Here is a 15,886-nt window from a genome sequence, read left to right as displayed (position 1 = left end):
TGCTACCCACCGCGGTCTGAACCGCGCCGTGCCGGCGGGTCTTTTAAGCGGGACTGCGAAGTGACGAAAAGTGACGGCGAAATGCCGGTTTTGCGGTGGCCGTCCTTGCGGCAGCCGCTGGACGTGCTGTTCCTGATCACCTGCGTCCTGCTGACGGCGGATGTGCTCGTTCCGGAAATCTTCGGCAACGGCAAGACCAAGGACTACGCGCTGTGGTTCTGGGCCGGGCGGCAGGTGCTGCATGGTGCGCCGCTCTATGAGGCCAAGACCAATGGTGCGCTGGACTTCATCTATCCGCCGCTGTCCGCGGTTTTGCTGGCGCTGCCGAGCTGGTTCGGCAAGATCCCGCTTTATCTCTTGCTCTCGATCTTGAATTCGGCGGCCTGGGCGATCACCAGCCAGCTGTCCAATGCCATGACCGGCTCGAAGAAAATTCCGGCAGCCTGGCTTGCGGCGCTGCCGGGCTTTGCGACCATCACCTTCGTGTTCGACATGTACGATCTCGGCCAGCCCAATCTCGTGCTGCTGGCGATGATGCTGCTCGGCTTCTGGTGGATGCAGAAGGATCGGCCGTGGCTCGGCGGCAGCATGTTCGCGCTGGCAACCGCTATCAAGGTGTTTCCGGTGGCGGTGCTACCCTATCTGATCTGGCGGCGGCACTGGGCGGCCTCGGCCAGCATGATCGTCTGCACGCTGCTGTTGCTCTATGTCGTGCCGGCGCCGTTTCGCGGCTTCGAACGCAATGCGGCCGAGGTGAAGACCTGGTACACCGAAATGGTTGGCTCCAGCTCCGAGAAAGGCTTCGGCCAGCGCGACGAACAGAACTGGTCCTGGGTCAATCAGTCGATCGTCGCGATGACGCATCGTCTGGTGCGGCCGATCGATTATTTCCAGGACGATCGCAAGCGTGGATCGGCCACGATGAACGTGATCGATGTCAGCTACAAAACCGCGAACCTGATCGTGCTCGCGGTGTCAGGTCTGATCGGCCTCGGCTTCATCTGGTCGCTTTTGCCGCGATCGAAACTCACGCCGCGCTCACGTGCCGAAGAACTCGGCGTGCTGTTCTGCCTGATGACGGTGGCATCGCCGCTGGCGCGGCAATATTACTTCATGTGGCTGTTCCTGCCGCTCACGGTGCTGATGCATCGCGCCGCCGATGATCCCCGCCCGAATGTGCGGACCGGGACATGGTGGCTGCTCGGCGTTGTCGGCGCGTTGATGGCGCTGTCGATCCCGGTATTCCCGGCCATGCTGCAGGCTTGGGGCAATAATCTGCTGGCAACGGCCATCCTCGCAGGCGGATTGATCTGGCATATGCACCACCCGCCGGTGCTGCTAGATTCCACCGAAGTTCCGGACCATCACGCTTAAGGAAATTCGCCCATGTCCAATACGCAGCTTGCATCCGTTCTCGATCGCGTCGATGCCGATTTCGACAAGGCTCTGGAGCGGTTGTTCGCACTGTTGCGGATCAAGTCGATTTCCGCCGATCCGGCTTACGCCGAGGACTGCAAGGCGGCGGCAAAGCATCTGGCCGGCGAGATCGAGAGCCTGGGCTTCAACGCCGAGGTACGGCCGACGGCGGGCCATCCCGCCATCGTCGCCACCGCCAAGGGCAACACCGGCAAGCGGCCGCATGTTCTGTTCTATGGTCATTACGACGTTCAGCCGGTCGATCCGCTGAACCTGTGGCATCGTCCGCCGTTTGAACCGGTCGTCACCAAACATGCCGATGGCCGCGACATCATCGTTGCGCGCGGTGCGCAGGACGACAAGGGCCAGCTTTCGACCTTCGTGGAAGCCTGCCGGGCCTGGGTGAATGTCACGGGCTCGCTGCCCATCGATCTCACCATCTGCATCGAAGGCGAGGAGGAGGTCGGCTCGAAGAATTTCGTGCCGTTCCTCGAAGCCAACAAGAAGGATCTCGCCGCCGATTTCGCGGTGGTCTGCGACACCGGCATGTGGGACCCGTCGACCCCGGCGATCACCACGTCGCTGCGCGGGCTCGTCTATGAAGAGGTGAAGATCACCGCGGCCAACCGCGATCTGCATTCCGGGATCTATGGCGGCGGTGCGCGCAATCCGATCCGCGTGCTGACCAATATTCTCGGCAAGCTGCATGACGACAATGGCCGCATCACCATTCCCGGCTTCTATGATGGCGTGAAGGATCTGCCTGCCGATATTCTGGCGCAGTGGAAGGGCCTCGGTCTCACCGCGGAGTCATTCTTGAAGCCGATCGGTCTCTCTATTCCGGCCGGCGAGAAGGGCCGCGAACTGATCGAACAGATCACGTCGCGTCCGACCTGCGATATCAACGGCATCGTCGGTGGGTACACGGGCGAGGGCTCCAAGACGGTGATCGCCTCGCATGCCTCCGCCAAGGTTTCGTTCCGCATCGTCGAGGGCCAGGACCCCGGCAAGATCCGCGATGCGTTCCGCGCTTTCGTCACGTCGCAATTGCCCGGCGATTGCACCGCGGAGTTTCTTGATCATTCCAATGCGCCGGCGATCGCGCTCGACTGGAATATGAAGCCGCTGGCGGCGGCGCGCGATGCGCTGACCGACGAATGGGGCAAGCAGGCGCTGCTGATCGGCTCAGGTGCGTCGATTCCCATCGTCGCGGATTTCAAGCGCACGCTCGGACTGGACTCGCTCCTGATCGGCTTCGGCCTCGATGACGACAATATCCATTCGCCGAACGAGAAGTACGACCTCAAGAGCTTCCACAAGGGCGTCCGGTCGTGGGCGCGGATCATTGCGGCGCTGGCGGATGTGAAGAAGTAAGCTACACATTCGTCATTCCGGGGCGCGAGCGCCACTTGGCGATCGCGAACCCGGAATCTCGACGTGTTCATCACTGCGGGATTCCGGGTTCGGTCCTGTCGCCTTCGGCGCCCGTTCCGCCCCGGAATGACGAGTATGGCTGCGCGTTGACCCACATCAAGGCTTGCGTCAGGCTTTCCTGATCGAAAGACAAAAAAAGGGAGGATGCAATGTCCGCAGCCGAAATCGCCAATACTCATTTCTCTGCCGCGATGGCGGCAGCTCAGACCGCCGGGGTCGATCAGGACAGCGTCTGTCGCTCCCTCGTGAATCTCGTGGTCTCGAAGTATCTGGAGACAAGGACCACGGCTGACGTACAGTCGGAGCTGCATTTCGTTGCCGATAATTGCGATCCCGACACGGATTTTGCGTTTATGCGGCCGTGATCAATCCCGTCATTCCGGGGCAGAACCAACGCCGAAGGCGATGGGGCTGAGCCCGGAATCTCGTGGTGATGAACAGGTCGGGATTCCGGGTTCGCTCGCAAGTGCGAGCGCCCCGGAATGACGAGAAAACCAAAACAAAGAAAAAACGCCGCCCGGAATTGGACGGCGTTTTGAATCACTGTGTAGAGGTATGTAACCTCTCTATAGCACCAAATCTCAGGTCTTGTAAGACGGATCGCGGCGGTCGAGCTTGCGCAGCATCGGCGGCCAGACCAGCTTGGTCGAGCGCAATTCGGCCTTGTCGGGGTTGCCCACCAGCGCGGCGTTCTTGTCGATGACGATCTGGTCGACCGGATAGGCGGTCGGGCCGAGCATCCGGGTGCGGACCTGCATGGTGCAGGCGCGTTCCAGATAATACATGCGCTCGAACGCCGAGGCGACCGAGCGGCCGACGGTCAGCGTGCCGTGATTGCGCAGCAGCATGGCGTTCTTGGTGCCGAGATCCTTCTGCAGGCGGGGACGTTCGTCGTGATCGAGCGCGACGCCTTCATAGTCGTGATAGGCGAGTTCGGGGATCACGAGCTGAGCAGTCTGGTTCAGGGGCTGCAGGCCCTCCATGCAGGAGGCCACTGCGGTGCCGTCCGGCGTGTGCAGATGCATCACGCAGCCGGCGTCTTCGCGGACTTCGTGGATTGCCGAATGGATGGTGAAGCCGGCCGGGTTGATGCTGTATTCGCTTTCGGAGAGCTGGTTGCCGTCGAGATCGACCTTGACCAGCGACGATGCCGTGATCTCTTCGAAGATCAGGCCATAGGGATTGATCAGGAAGTGATGGTCGGGGCCGGGCACGCGGGCGGAGATGTGGGTGTCGATGAGATCGTCCCAGCCGTAGAGCGCAACGAGGCGATAGGCAGCGGCGAGATTGACGCGCTGGGCCCATTCACCCTCGCTCATATGCGACGGCACTTCCTTGAGGCGGGCTTCGGCTGGTGACATGTTGAGTGCTCCCGGATTGACTGGCAGTGTTTTGGCGTTTGGCTGATGCCAGCCTAATCCCGCCCTGTTGCGGCAGCAAGCCGGACGGTTTGCGCGGCAGACATGCTTACCAGGGTGGCAGAAGGCCCGATCGCGACATTCAGGAACTGAAACGCGCGCGATAATCCTGTGGCGTAGCAGAAAGCAATCGCAGGAAGCTGCGTCGCATGGTTTCTTCGGAACCGAAGCCGCAGCGTTGCGAAATGCGTTTCACCGGCAGTTTCGTTTCCGAGAGCAGCCGCCGCGCGGCCTCGACGCGCAACTGCTCGACGGCGCGGGCGGGCGTGATGCCGGTGGCGTCCGCATAGTGCCGGCTGAAGCTGCGTTCGCTCATGCCGGCCTGTTCTGCCAGCATGGGTAGCGAGATATCGTCGGCGAGATGCTTGCCGATCCAGTCATGCAGCGCGCCGAATTTGTCGTCCGCGGTCTGTAGCGACAGTGCCGCGCTGAATTGCGACTGGCCGCCGGGGCGCTTGAGAAACACCACGAGATGACGCGCCACCATCAGCGCGACGCTGCGTCCGAGATCTTCCTCCACCAGCGCCAGCGCGAGATCGATTCCCGCGGTCACGCCGGCCGATGTCCAGAACGCGCCGTCGCGGACGAAGATCGGATCGGACTCCACATGCACGTCGGGAAAGCGCTGCGCGAGTTCGGAACACCAGGACCAGTGGGTGGCGGCACGACGGCCGTCGAGCACGCCGGTTGACGCAAGCAGGAACGCGCCGGTGCAGACCGAGGCGGTGCGCCGCGCCTTGGCCGCGCGCTTGCGCACCCAGGCGACGACAGCGGGATCAGACGCTGCGGCGTGGACGCCGGGACCGCCGGCGATCAGCAGCGTGTCGATCGGCTCGGCCTGGCGCGGCAGATCGCTCACGGCGAGGCCAAGTCCGGCAGAGGCGGTCACACTATGGCCGCCGCGCGCGATCACGCGCAGCCTATAGGGCGCAGGCTGTCCCTTGCGTTGCATGATCTCATTGACCGTGGCGAAGACCTGCAGCGGGCCGGACACGTCGAGCAATTGCACCATCGGGAACGCCAGGACGTCGATGGCGCGCGGGATCGTCGAACCGGTGTTTGGCGGAGAACGAGGGATCTTTGGCATTTCCGCCAGAGTGTGCCGGGCTAGGGTCGGCTTGTCCATTCACAAATATTCGGAGGAACCGATGATCCCGCCAGACCAACATCTCCAGATCGGCTCGCTGTTGTTTGAGGGGCTTGACCAGATCGATCTCACCGGCCCATTCGAAGTGCTGTCGCGGATCCCGAATTCGACCTATCGAATCTATGGCAAGACCGCCGATCCCGTGCGCGACTACAGGGGGCTCCGTATTACGCCGGATGCAGCCATTGGCGACGCGCCCCAGCTCGACGTGCTGCATGTGCCCGGCGGCTTCGGCCAGGAAGCGCTGATGGACGATACGGTTGTGCTCGATTGGCTCCGTCAGCAGGCCGGACATGCTCGAATCTTTTCGGTCTGCACCGGCGCGCTGATCTGCGGCGCTGCGGGATTGCTGATGGGCCGCCGCGCGACCACGCATTGGGCGTCGTTTCATCTGCTGCGCTATTTTGGCGCAACGCCGGTCAACGAGCGCGTGGTGATCGACGGCGACTGGATCTTCGCCGCCGGCGTGACGTCGGGCATCGATGGCGCGCTGCGTCTGGCTGCAGAACTGCGCGGCGACGAGGTGGCGCAGGGAATTCAGCTGTTCATGGAATATGCGCCACAGCCGCCGTTCAACAGCGGCACGCCCGAAACCGCACCGGCGACGGTGCTGGCGCAGACCCGTCAGTCGGTGGCGAAGATCACCGCGCAACGCGAGGCCACCGCACAACGAATCGCGACGAAGCTTGGCATCATCGTGCCGACAGCGGCGGAGTGAGTTGCGCAAGCCGCTTCTAATATGATCGAAAGGATCATGACCATGAAGCTAACGCATATCCATGAATTCACCCAAGCGATGCAGCGCAAAGACCTCGACGCCATGCTCAGCCACATGGCCGACGACATCGTTCTGAAGACGCCGCTCGCGGCCGAGCCGTTCAAGGGCAAGGCGGCAATCCGTCCGGTGGTGACAGCGCTGCTGGGTGTCGTCGACAGTTTCGATTTCCGCGAAGTGCTGCAGGGGCCGGAACACGTGTCCGCCTTCTTCGGTATCACCGTCGGAACGGAACAGCTGGATGGCGTCGACTACTGGCGTCTGAACGACGCCGGCCTCATACAGGAAATGACGGTGCTGTGGCGACCGCTGCCGGCGGCGCTGGCCGTCGAGAAGAAGCTCGCGGCTGCATAGGAACGTCAGCCCTTCGGCCGCTTCGGTGCCTTGCCGGAGCGGCCGCGCGGCGTGGCGGTGGCGCGCAGCACCTGTCCGACGATGGCGGCGGCCTTGTCGATCTCCTGTTCGTTCCAGGCGGAAAAGCCCATGAACAATCCCTGGCCGGCCACAGGTCCGGTGAAATACATCGATAGCGGGCGGCCGGTCACGCCGAGCTCGGCAAGTCGTGCCGAAATGGTGCGGTCGTCGCGATCGAGATCGAGATGGGCGAGCAATTGCATGCCGCCGGCCGGGGGCTCGATCGTCAGGTGATCGCCGGCATGAACTTGCAGTGCCTGCAGCAGGTGATCGCGCCTGCTGCGATAGACACGCGTCATCTTGCGGATATGCGCCGCGAAGTGACCGTCGTCGATGAATTCGGCCAGCGCATCCTGCACCGGCGCCGGCACGATATGGCTGCCGTGGCGCTGCGCCTTTTCGAACAGGTCGGCAAGATCCGGCGGCACGATGGCGTAGCCGCTGCGCACATCCGCGAACATCGGTTTCGAGAACGTGCCCACATAGAACACGCGGCCGTTGTCATCGAGGCCCTGCAGGGCGGCGACGGGGCGGCCGTCATAGTGGAATTCGCTGTCATAGTCGTCCTCGACGATGGCAGCCCCGATGTCATTGGCAAATGCAAGCAATTGCTGCCGCCGGCTCACAGGCATCAGCCGTCCGGTGGGATGCTGATGCGACGGGGTCACGAAGATCAGCCGCGGGCGATCGCGCCGGCCTTTGATGGAGAGGCCGCTGCCATCCAGCGAAATGCCGCGCATGGTCGCGCCGGCCGCATTGAGCGCCGCATATGCGCCGCCATAGCCGGGGCTTTCGACCCAGGCGAGATCGCCGGCATCGAGTAACACGCGCGCGATGAGTTCAAGCGCAGACTGCGCCGATGGCATCAGGATAATCTGTCGTGCCTCGGCCCGCACGCCGCGATAGGCGATGAGATGGCGGAGCAGGGCGTTGCGCAACGAGGCGCGATTGATGGCGGGATCGCCGGTCGATCCGCGTCGCGCCGCGCGGCGCAGGCAGCGCGCCCAGATGTCGTGGGGAAACAGCCGCGCATCTGCCAGCGCCGGGGCCAACAGCAGTGGCCTCCCTTTGTTGATGAACGGCCAATCCGACTTCTGCACGCGCTCGGCCCAGCGCGATAGGCCGAGCGGCTTCGGTGTCTTGCCGGCAATGTTGCGCCCGGTCAGCAACGCCTTGCGCTCAGCGGCGGCGACCGTCGGGCGTCGTCCCTGCGCGACATCGAGATAGCCCTCCATCGCCAACTGATCGATGACGGTCGAGACGGTGTTGCGCGCGAGGCCGAGCTGCAGCGCGCAGTCGCGGCTCGACGGCAGGCGATGGCCCGGCGGCAGCGCGCCGCTCAGGATCGCCGCGCGAAGCTGATCATAGAGCTGCCGCGTCAACGTCTCGCCGCTCGCGGATCCGCGAGCGATATCGATCAGCCCTGCGAGAATGTCGCCCATCAAACTGGCTCAGTCATTTTTACTGGAATGGATCTTTGATTGGGGCCAGTAAAACCTAGTGTCCTCGGTCTGTCGAGTGCGCCATGCACCGAAGCCGTGAGATGAAGCCATGTCCGAATATCCCCTGTCGCGCCGCACGGCGCTGCTTTTGTTTGCCGTCGTCGTGACCATGTGGGGGCTGAACTGGACGCTGACGAAATTTCTGGTGCAGCACATTTCGCCGCTGTGGTCGGTGGCGATTCGCGCCGTGATTGCAGCGCTCGCTCTTGCGGCGATTACGCTGGCGCGCCGGCAATTCATCGTGCCGCGGCGCGGCGACATGCCGGTGATCGTCAGTGTCGCGGTGCTGCATATGGGCCTATTCTCGGTGCTGGTTGCCTTTGGCCTGCAATTCGTGCCGGTCGGGCGCTCCATCGTGCTCGGCTACACCACGCCGCTCTGGGTTGCGCCCGCCGCTTGGCTGCTGCTGCGCGAACCCGTTCCGCGAGAACGTCTCGCGGGCATCGTGCTGGGGCTTGCCGGCATCGCTGTCATGTTCAACCCGTCGGCATTCGACTGGAGCAACGGCAATGCGCTGATCGGCAGCGGGCTGCTGTTGCTCGCGGCTTTGTGCTGGGCGGCGAACATCGTCTATGTCCGCGGCCATCGCTGGATCTCCGAGCCGTTTCAACTCGTGTTCTGGCAGGCGCTGCTCGCGAGCGTGCTGCTGACAGTGCTGGCGCTGATCCGCGAAGGCGTCCCCGATATCGCCTGGACGCGCGAACTCGTCGGCGCATTGCTGTTCGGCGGGATATTCGGCACGGCGCTGGCGCATTGGGCGATGGTGATCATCAACCGCAGCCTGCCGGCGACCATTACGTCGCTCGGCCTGCTGGCAACGCCGGTAATGGGCGTTGCGATTTCCGCGCTGGTGCTGGGCGAGGCGATCGAGCTGTCGCTGATCGCCGCGATGGCCATGATTCTTGGCGGGATTGTCGTCGGAACGATGTCGCGCCGGAAGCCAGATGTTGTGCCGACGACGCAGCCTATCCCAGTTGCCGCCCGACCATCTCGCCAATTGCCGTGAACACCGTCTCCAATTGTGGAGCCGTCGGCGTGCCGCCCTGCGTATAGGCGGCGATGACGACGGGCTGGTCTGGCTTCGGCCAGGTCACGGCGATGTCGCCGGCGGCGTCCTTGCCGTTATTGCCGGTCTTGTCGCCGATCTTCCATGACTTCGGCAGCCCGGCGCGCAGGCGCTTGTCGCCGGTCTTGCAGTTCACCATCCAGTCGGTGAGCTGATCGCGCGACGCGGCCGTCAGCACATTGCCGGTGACGAAGCGTTTGACGTTGCCGGCCATCGCGGTAGGCGTGGTCGTGTCCTGCGGATTGCCGGGACGCGAACGGTTCAATAGCGGTTCGTTGTGATCGAGGCGCGAGACGCTGTCGCCGGTCCTGTTCCAGAAGGCGGTGAGGGCGGCCGGACCGCCAACGCGCGCCAGCAGCATGTTGGCGCAGGTGTTGTCGCTGAGCTCGACGATGGCCTTGCACATGTCGGCGACCGAGAGCGCGCCCTTGGCAAGATTGTCGCGCGCGACCGGCGCGTAGTCGAGCAGGTCCGCCGCGGCGTAGGAAATCATCTGATCGGGCTTGTCCTCGCCGCGGTCGATGCGGGCGAGCACGCAGGCGGCGAGCGAGGCCTTGAACGTGCTGCACATCACGAAGCGCTCATTGGCGCGCCACGCGATCTTTGCGCCCGTCTTCAGGTTCTCGGCATAGACGCCGATCCGCCCGCCGGTGTCGCGTTCATAGGCTTGCAACGCCGCCGGTGCGTCCTTTGCCGCTTCCTTGGCAAAGGCCGGCCAGGCCATGAGCGCTGGCGCAGCCGCCAGCAATGTTCGTCGATTGATCATCATGGCGTGTCATTCGCGGGCGAAGAGGGAGAATTGATGGCGGGCGATTGGAAGTCCGCAATTTCGCGGGGAAGGGGATTGCGCTACACTCTGATTCTGGCGCGGCCCACGCCTCCCCCCTCCAACGGGAAAGTATCCATCATACCGGGCTCTCTGATCACCGAACCAACTGTTCGAGCATCAAGCATAAGGAGGGGTTGTGACAACGCTCGCACCAGGAGGTTCTCACAATGCGTCTTTCTGCGCCTGTTTATCAATTGAAGCGCAAGGCCAGGCTTCTATCCCGCACCGATAACATTCCGCTGCACGAGGCACTCGACCGGATCGCCGTGCGAGAAGGCTTTGCTGCCTGGAGCCTGCTGGTGGCGCGGATGTCTTCGGTAACACCTGCCGCGAAACTGTTCGAACAACTGTCTCCGGGCGATCTCGTGCTGGTCGGCGCGCGCCCGGGCCATGGCAAGACGCTGATGAGTCTGAAGCTCGCCGTAGAGGCGATGCGATCCGGCCATCGCAGCGTGTTCTTCTCGCTGGAATACGCTGAAAAGGACGTGCTGGACCGTTTCAGTGCCATCGGCGTGGACCGGGGGCGTTTCGATACGCTGTTCGCATTCGACAATTCCGACGACATCAGCGCCGATTACATCACCCGGAAACTGGCGGACGCGCCGCGCGGCACGCTTGTGGTGATCGACTATCTGCAACTGCTCGATCAGAAACGCGAGAACCCGGCCTTGATGGTGCAGGTGCGCGCGCTGCAGTCATTCGCCAGGGAGCGCGGGCTGATCTTCGTCTTCATCTCGCAGATTCATCGGTCCTACGATCCGGCTGTGAAGCCGTATCCCGATCTGGAGGATGTGCGGTTGCCGAATCCTGTCGATCTCGGCCTGTTCAGCAAGACGTGTTTTCTGAACAACGGCGACATCAGGTTTCAGGCGGCACGTTAGTCAACGACGCGGGCCGACACGGGCCGTGAACAACAAGAGTCGTCATGGCCGGGCTTGTCCCGGCCATCCACGCCTTTCATGGTCGCCAAGACGTGGATGCCCGGCACAAGGCCGGGCATGACGAAAACTTGGAACTTAGTACTAACGCAGAATTTTACGGCGCAGGGATCGCGAGCAGGCTCGAAATGCTGCTGCCGCGAATGTCGTAGACTTTGGCGAAGACGACGTCGTCGCGCTTGATCTCGGCAATCACGGGGGCGGTGAGGCCCTTGCAGTAGAACTCGCCAAGCGTCATCGCAAAGTCGGCCGACTGGCTGTCCCAGCCGATGGTGAAGTCGGGACCGAGCGCGACCTGTGCCGGACGCTGCGGGCCGCACACGGCGACCTTCCACTTGCGGCCGACCGGCGGGCTTTCCTGGCGCTCGACGATCTGCTCGCGCAGCGCATCGGAGGCCTGCTTCAGCGCAAGGCCCCAATAGTCCAGCATGTACAGCGCATCGGCCTGGCGAACGGTGCCGGCGATGTAGTTGAAGTGGGTGTACTGATACGGATGCAGCCGGATCATCTCGGCCGTCGGCAGCATCAGGCCGAAGGAGAACACGGCGACGGCAGCCGCTTGCGCGCCGCGATGATTGACGCGCAGCCAGTCCATCAGCGCCGCGAAAGCCGCGCCGCCGAGTACGGCCATCGGCGGGAGCACGAAGATGAAATGCCGGATGCCGTTATACAGCGCCGGGCGCTTCACCATGGCGATCACCAGCGGCAAGGTGGCGGCAAAGGTCAGCATCAACAGGATGGTCTTGCGACGCGCCGGCACGGTGTCGCGCGACAGCGACATGATGGTCAGCGCGATGCCGCCGAAGGTGAGGCTGAGCAGCACTTCCGGAAGCTGCAGCGCGAACAGCGTCGGCAGATAGGACCACGGCATGTCCGGCACCGAGATCATCGCGCCGTCGAACATCTCTTTCCACGGTTTCTCGAAGAAGTGAGAGAAGTAGCCCAGGGCGCGCAGCGGATTGGCGGGCTCGAGAATCGACCACGGCCAGATCAGGCCCATGATCAGATAGCCGAAAGCGAGGCCCGGCAGCAGCACGTAGAGCACATGCAGCAAGCGGTGCACGCTCTCGCGCACGCCATTGGTGCGGACATCCTCGATCCACAGCGGCATGAAACCGATCACTGCATAGATCAGCGTGAGGCCGGCGAGAATGCGACAGCCGATCGCGCAGCCGGCGCCGAGGCCGAGGATCAGAACCGTGCGCGGCGACGGGTTCGGATATTCCTGCGCAAGGCGCACCAGCCCGAGCATCAGGATGACCATCGCCACGGCGAAAGGCGCATCCTTCGGGTTCATGAACATATGGCCGTAGAAGGTCGGACACAGCGCCAGCAGCAACAGCGTGGCGAGGCCGCCCACGGGGCCGGCGACGCGGCGGCCGAGACGCCAGGTGACGCCGAGGCCGATGACGCCGACGATCGCGCCGAGCAGGCGTCGCGTCTCGAACAGCTCCAGCGGGATGATCTTGTGCAGCAGCGCGGCCGCCATATCGAAGCCGCCGCCATACATGTAGAGGTTTGCAAACGACAAAGCGCCGGTGTCGGTGAAGCCCGACCCGTACATCTTCAATAGAAGATCTGCATATTCAGCGTGGGTATAGTCGTCCCATCCGAGACCATAGTCCCGGAACGTGAAGCTTGCGACGATACTGACAACGACAAGCGCCAGGATGGCGAGGTCGTCACACGTCCGTTCCACCGAGCGCCTTACTGGCGTGTCGATGGCCGCAGTCGTAATCGATGACATGGCGATGGATAACCCGGTGTCCCCAATGGCTCGGCTTTAGCGCTCTTTGAGCCTCGTTTCCCCGGCATCGATATAGCGCACTTCTCTTTTGAAGTAATTGAGAATTGTGGCTGAAGTTTCTTAATGCGTTGCAACAAACAGGACAAGGTAAAAGCTTTACCGTTTAGGGATAGATCGGCGTCGGCTGTCCCAAACCTGTTGTCTCCGGTGGAAGAAAACTCTCCCAAAACTTACCACCAGGCCGATGTACAAGGGATGAACGCAAAATGCCGTTTGGCGGTGCACGCAATATGACGCTATCGTGGCACCCATGACGAGACTCGCGAGTGGTCCGTCGAGGAGTTCGAAGACTATGAAATTGCTGCTGATTGCCGGGATCGGGGTCATTCTGGCGGGCCTTGCCGCGATCGGCTTCGGCATTCCGGTCAAGGAATTCGGCTTCGGCAATACCCTGATCCTGACTGGAACGGTCGGCGCCTGCACCGGCCTGATCATGGTCAGCATGGCGCTCGCCGTCGGCGAACTGAAGAAGTTTGGGCCGCAGGGCGAGATCGATGAACCGGTTCCGTCGCCCCGGCTGCCGCGCCGGGAACTGAAGTTGCCGCCGGTTCCGGGGGAGGACGCAGAGGAGGCGGATGACGCGCCCGCGCCGGCCCCGCTGTTCAGCCGTGACCAGCCGGCCGCGCGGCCTGCCGTTCCGGAGCCAGGTGTTCCTCCGTGGCAGGACGAAGTGCTGCGCGACCGTGAGCGGCTCGCGTCCGCTGCTGCCGAGGCACCGGTGCCTGAGGAGCCGAAGCGTCGCAATCTGCTGTTCCAATCATCGCGCCGGGAGCGGGAGAGGGCCGAAGCCGCAGCCGCTTTCGAGGCGGCCATGCCAACGCCGGAGGCGCCCGCCGAGCAGCCGAAGAGTTTCGAGGATGCCTGGCCGCAGCCGGATCGGTCGCGCTCCGACGCGATCCGCCGCGCCGCCCGTACCTCGTCCTCGCCAAGCGACAAGCTGCCGGATGCCGCGCTGATCCCGGATCGCTACGTTCCGCCGACGCCGGCTGAAGAGCCGTCGCAAGCACCGGACGTCACCGTGCTGAAATCGGGGGTCGTCGATGGCATGGCCTATTCGCTGTATTCCGACGGCTCCATCGAGGCGCAGATGCCCGAAGGCATGATGCGCTTCGCCTCGATCGACGAGTTGCGCGAACATCTCGACAACAGGGGCTGACGCCCCTCAGCCATTTCCGTTTGCGGTCACTTTCAGCTGATCTCGACTAATCTTGCACGCAGAATGAAACCGGCGCGCTATACGTTGTTATTGCCCTTGCGGCTGTAATGCCCGCATGATTGTCAAGTAAAGTGCGGCTCCAATCCTTGAAAGACGACGGATCATGAACGACATCGCCGGCAAGAGCTTCATCGATCTCACGGCGACGATCGTGTCGGCCTATGTCGGTCACAATCCAACACCGGCGTCAGAACTGCCGGCGCTGATCGGTCAGGTTCACGCTGCCCTGGTGCGGGTGTCGAACGGCCGGCCGGAGGTCGCCGCGGAGCCGGCCAAACCGGCGGTGTCCGTCAAGAAATCGATGACCGCCGAATATCTGGTCTGTCTCGAGGACGGCAAGCGTTTCAAGTCGTTGAAGCGCCATCTGCGCACGCAGTACGCGATGACGCCGGAACAGTATCGCGAGAAATGGGGCCTGCCGGCCGACTATCCGATGGTCGCGCCGAACTATGCGGTGGCGCGTTCACAGCTCGCCAAGAAAATGGGGCTGGGCCAGCAGCGCCGCCGGCGCAAGTGACCTGAACAGGTGACCTGGGCAAGCGATCTGGGCGAGTGATCCCGCAAGTAATCCGCACAAGTAAAGCTAAGCAATAAAGTCAGGTTCCATCCGCAGGAACCAATATAGAACAAATCGGAGACGAAGAAAGTTCTACGTCAGGATGCGGGATACATCTCCCGCCACGCGCAATTGGTGTGTGACAACACAGACAGGCGATACGTGAACTTGGTGCGTATGACGGGAGACTTTCAAGCGGACGTTGAGGCCATCCCACGCATCGATGCCGTGCCGCGAATTCTGGACGTGATCTGTCGTACGACGGGGGAGGGCTTTGCCCGCAGGTCGTAGCCGAGGACTGCGATGAACTCTTCGCGCGCCGGCCGCGGATCAGTCGCAGTCGCCGCCGGAAACTCGCTTTCTTAATGCCGCGGCTTTGAGCGATCGTGCGAAGGCACTGGTTCTTTTGAATAAAAGCCCAGAAAGGAATAAAGTCTAAGTTTCTGCTTGCGGCGCCATTCGGGATGTGAGCTTATTATCCTAAATGGAGTCGCCCCGATGAAGACATCCCGCAGCACCACCACCAGGCATCCCGACCGCGTCGATCACCACCGCGCGCAGCATCTGTCGCTGGAAACGCGGCAGATCCTCACCGAGGACGGCGTCGCCAGCGTCCTCGTCAATGACAGTGAAAGCCCGCTCGGCTGGCTGGCCCGGCGCAAGGGCCGCGATGGTCGCTGCATGATCAGCCCGCATCAGTTCATCGCCGGCGAAAAGCTGCGCGCCGATTTCACGCGCGGCAACATGGCGCCGCGCATGACGGCGAACTGGGCCGCGCCAACCGGCGGTCGCCCACGCGGGGCCAGCAGTAGTCCCGGCGAGATGACGGATATCATGATGACGTCGCGCCAGCGCGTCAGTCAGGCGCTGGAGGCCTGCGGGCCCGAATTTTCAGGGGTTCTGATGGATGTGTGCTGCTTTCTGCGCGGCCTCGAAGACGTCGAGCGCGAACGCAACTGGCCGGCGCGTTCCGCCAAGGTCGTGTTGCAACTCGCGCTGGATCGCCTCGCGCGGCATTACGGCTTCGCCAGTGAGGTCAGGGGGCAGCCATCGAAAGTGCGAACCTGGCTCGCGGATGATGCGGCGTTCGAGAGCTAGGAACGCGGAGTCGATCGTAGGCAGCCGGGTGCGGATGGATGCGAGCCTGACGACGGGGAGGTCGGTGGCCGCGCTCACAGGCCCGCGACGCCAAGCAGCTTGCGTTGACGCCTGCGCGTTTTGCCGCCATACACAGCGCATGAACAAGCTTCGATCAGCTGCATTGACCACCACGGCGACCGCTCACGGCGGATCGCCTTCTGGTCGCGCGCGCTAGAGACAAGCGTACTTCACCCAGAAAAGGCCCCGCCGGCGACGGACGGGGCCTTT

General features: G+C 63.0%; 15 protein-coding genes. 10 read left to right on the top strand and 5 right to left on the bottom strand.

The window, feature by feature from the left end:
* Positions 1-81 precede the first annotated feature (81 nt).
* From BLW80_RS18510 to BLW80_RS18500, 3 genes are all read left to right on the top strand, one after another.
* Complete coding sequence (locus BLW80_RS18510; protein WP_093759159.1) at positions 82-1,374, top strand: glycosyltransferase family 87 protein; 1,293 nt, start codon at positions 82-84, stop codon at positions 1,372-1,374.
* Positions 1,375-1,386: 12 nt separating this feature from the next.
* Positions 1,387-2,790: a M20/M25/M40 family metallo-hydrolase gene (locus tag BLW80_RS18505; protein ID WP_093759037.1), complete on the top strand. Its 1,404-nt coding sequence runs from the start codon at positions 1,387-1,389 to the stop codon at positions 2,788-2,790.
* A 209-nt stretch (positions 2,791-2,999) separates the two neighbouring features.
* Positions 3,000-3,215 (top strand): hypothetical protein, encoded by a 216-nt coding sequence (locus tag BLW80_RS18500; protein WP_093759036.1) that lies wholly within the window; start codon positions 3,000-3,002, stop codon positions 3,213-3,215.
* 216 nt (positions 3,216-3,431) lie between these two features.
* Here the strand turns inward: BLW80_RS18500 and BLW80_RS18495 are convergent, their stop codons facing one another.
* Positions 3,432-4,211, bottom strand: coding sequence for a class II aldolase/adducin family protein (locus tag BLW80_RS18495; protein ID WP_089267004.1), 780 nt, complete (start codon positions 4,209-4,211; stop codon positions 3,432-3,434).
* A gap of 139 nt (positions 4,212-4,350) precedes the next feature.
* Complete coding sequence (locus BLW80_RS18490) at positions 4,351-5,355, bottom strand: GlxA family transcriptional regulator (RefSeq protein ID WP_093759158.1); 1,005 nt, start codon at positions 5,353-5,355, stop codon at positions 4,351-4,353.
* Positions 5,356-5,416: 61 nt separating this feature from the next.
* On the opposite strand from BLW80_RS18490, the gene BLW80_RS18485 reads away from it, so the two are divergent.
* Together BLW80_RS18485 and BLW80_RS18480 are read left to right on the top strand one after the other, a co-directional pair.
* Entirely contained in the window at positions 5,417-6,133 is a 717-nt protein-coding gene (locus tag BLW80_RS18485) for a DJ-1/PfpI family protein (RefSeq protein ID WP_093759035.1), read from the top strand.
* Positions 6,134-6,169: 36 nt separating this feature from the next.
* The gene (locus tag BLW80_RS18480) at positions 6,170-6,544 is read left to right on the top strand and encodes a nuclear transport factor 2 family protein (RefSeq protein WP_244528304.1); all 375 of its coding nucleotides are present in this window, start codon (positions 6,170-6,172) and stop codon (positions 6,542-6,544) included.
* A gap of 5 nt (positions 6,545-6,549) precedes the next feature.
* Here BLW80_RS18480 and pdxR read toward each other — a convergent pair whose 3' ends face one another.
* Positions 6,550-8,046 carry a MocR-like pyridoxine biosynthesis transcription factor PdxR gene (pdxR, locus tag BLW80_RS18475; RefSeq protein WP_093759034.1) on the bottom strand — a complete coding sequence of 499 codons (1,497 nt, stop codon included), beginning with the start codon at positions 8,044-8,046 and terminating at the stop codon, positions 6,550-6,552.
* A 109-nt stretch (positions 8,047-8,155) separates the two neighbouring features.
* On the opposite strand from pdxR, the gene BLW80_RS18470 reads away from it, so the two are divergent.
* Entirely contained in the window at positions 8,156-9,112 is a 957-nt protein-coding gene (locus tag BLW80_RS18470; RefSeq protein ID WP_093759033.1) for a DMT family transporter, read from the top strand.
* Here BLW80_RS18470 and bla read toward each other — a convergent pair.
* Positions 9,072-9,941 carry a class A beta-lactamase gene (bla, locus tag BLW80_RS18465; protein WP_093759032.1) on the bottom strand — a complete coding sequence of 290 codons (870 nt, stop codon included), beginning with the start codon at positions 9,939-9,941 and terminating at the stop codon, positions 9,072-9,074. The genes BLW80_RS18470 and bla overlap by 41 nt on opposite strands.
* Positions 9,942-10,168: 227 nt before the next feature.
* Between bla and BLW80_RS18460 the strand changes: the two genes are divergently transcribed.
* The gene (locus BLW80_RS18460; protein WP_093759031.1) at positions 10,169-10,882 is read left to right on the top strand and encodes a DNA helicase; all 714 of its coding nucleotides are present in this window, start codon (positions 10,169-10,171) and stop codon (positions 10,880-10,882) included.
* 154 nt (positions 10,883-11,036) lie between these two features.
* On the opposite strand, the gene BLW80_RS18455 is transcribed toward BLW80_RS18460, so the two are convergent.
* On the bottom strand, positions 11,037-12,686 hold the full coding sequence (locus BLW80_RS18455; protein ID WP_089267010.1) for a glycosyltransferase family 39 protein: 1,650 nt from the start codon (positions 12,684-12,686) through the stop codon (positions 11,037-11,039).
* Positions 12,687-13,038: 352 nt separating this feature from the next.
* Between BLW80_RS18455 and BLW80_RS18450 the strand changes: the two genes are divergently transcribed.
* From BLW80_RS18450 to BLW80_RS18440, 3 genes are all read left to right on the top strand, one after another.
* Complete coding sequence (locus tag BLW80_RS18450) at positions 13,039-13,902, top strand: hypothetical protein (protein ID WP_093759030.1); 864 nt, start codon at positions 13,039-13,041, stop codon at positions 13,900-13,902.
* 163 nt (positions 13,903-14,065) lie between these two features.
* Positions 14,066-14,479: a Ros/MucR family transcriptional regulator gene (locus tag BLW80_RS18445; protein ID WP_089267012.1), complete on the top strand. Its 414-nt coding sequence runs from the start codon at positions 14,066-14,068 to the stop codon at positions 14,477-14,479.
* A gap of 537 nt (positions 14,480-15,016) precedes the next feature.
* Positions 15,017-15,616, top strand: a complete 600-nt coding sequence (locus BLW80_RS18440) for a DUF6456 domain-containing protein (RefSeq protein WP_093759029.1) — start codon at positions 15,017-15,019, stop codon at positions 15,614-15,616.
* The last annotated feature ends 270 nt before the right edge of the window (positions 15,617-15,886 follow it).

Source organism: Tardiphaga sp. OK245 (assembly GCF_900108575.1).
Taxonomy (GTDB): Bacteria; Pseudomonadota; Alphaproteobacteria; order Rhizobiales; family Xanthobacteraceae; genus Tardiphaga; species Tardiphaga robiniae.
The sequence above is the reverse complement of the archived record's forward strand: the minus strand, read 5'-3'. Positions and strand labels throughout refer to the sequence as shown.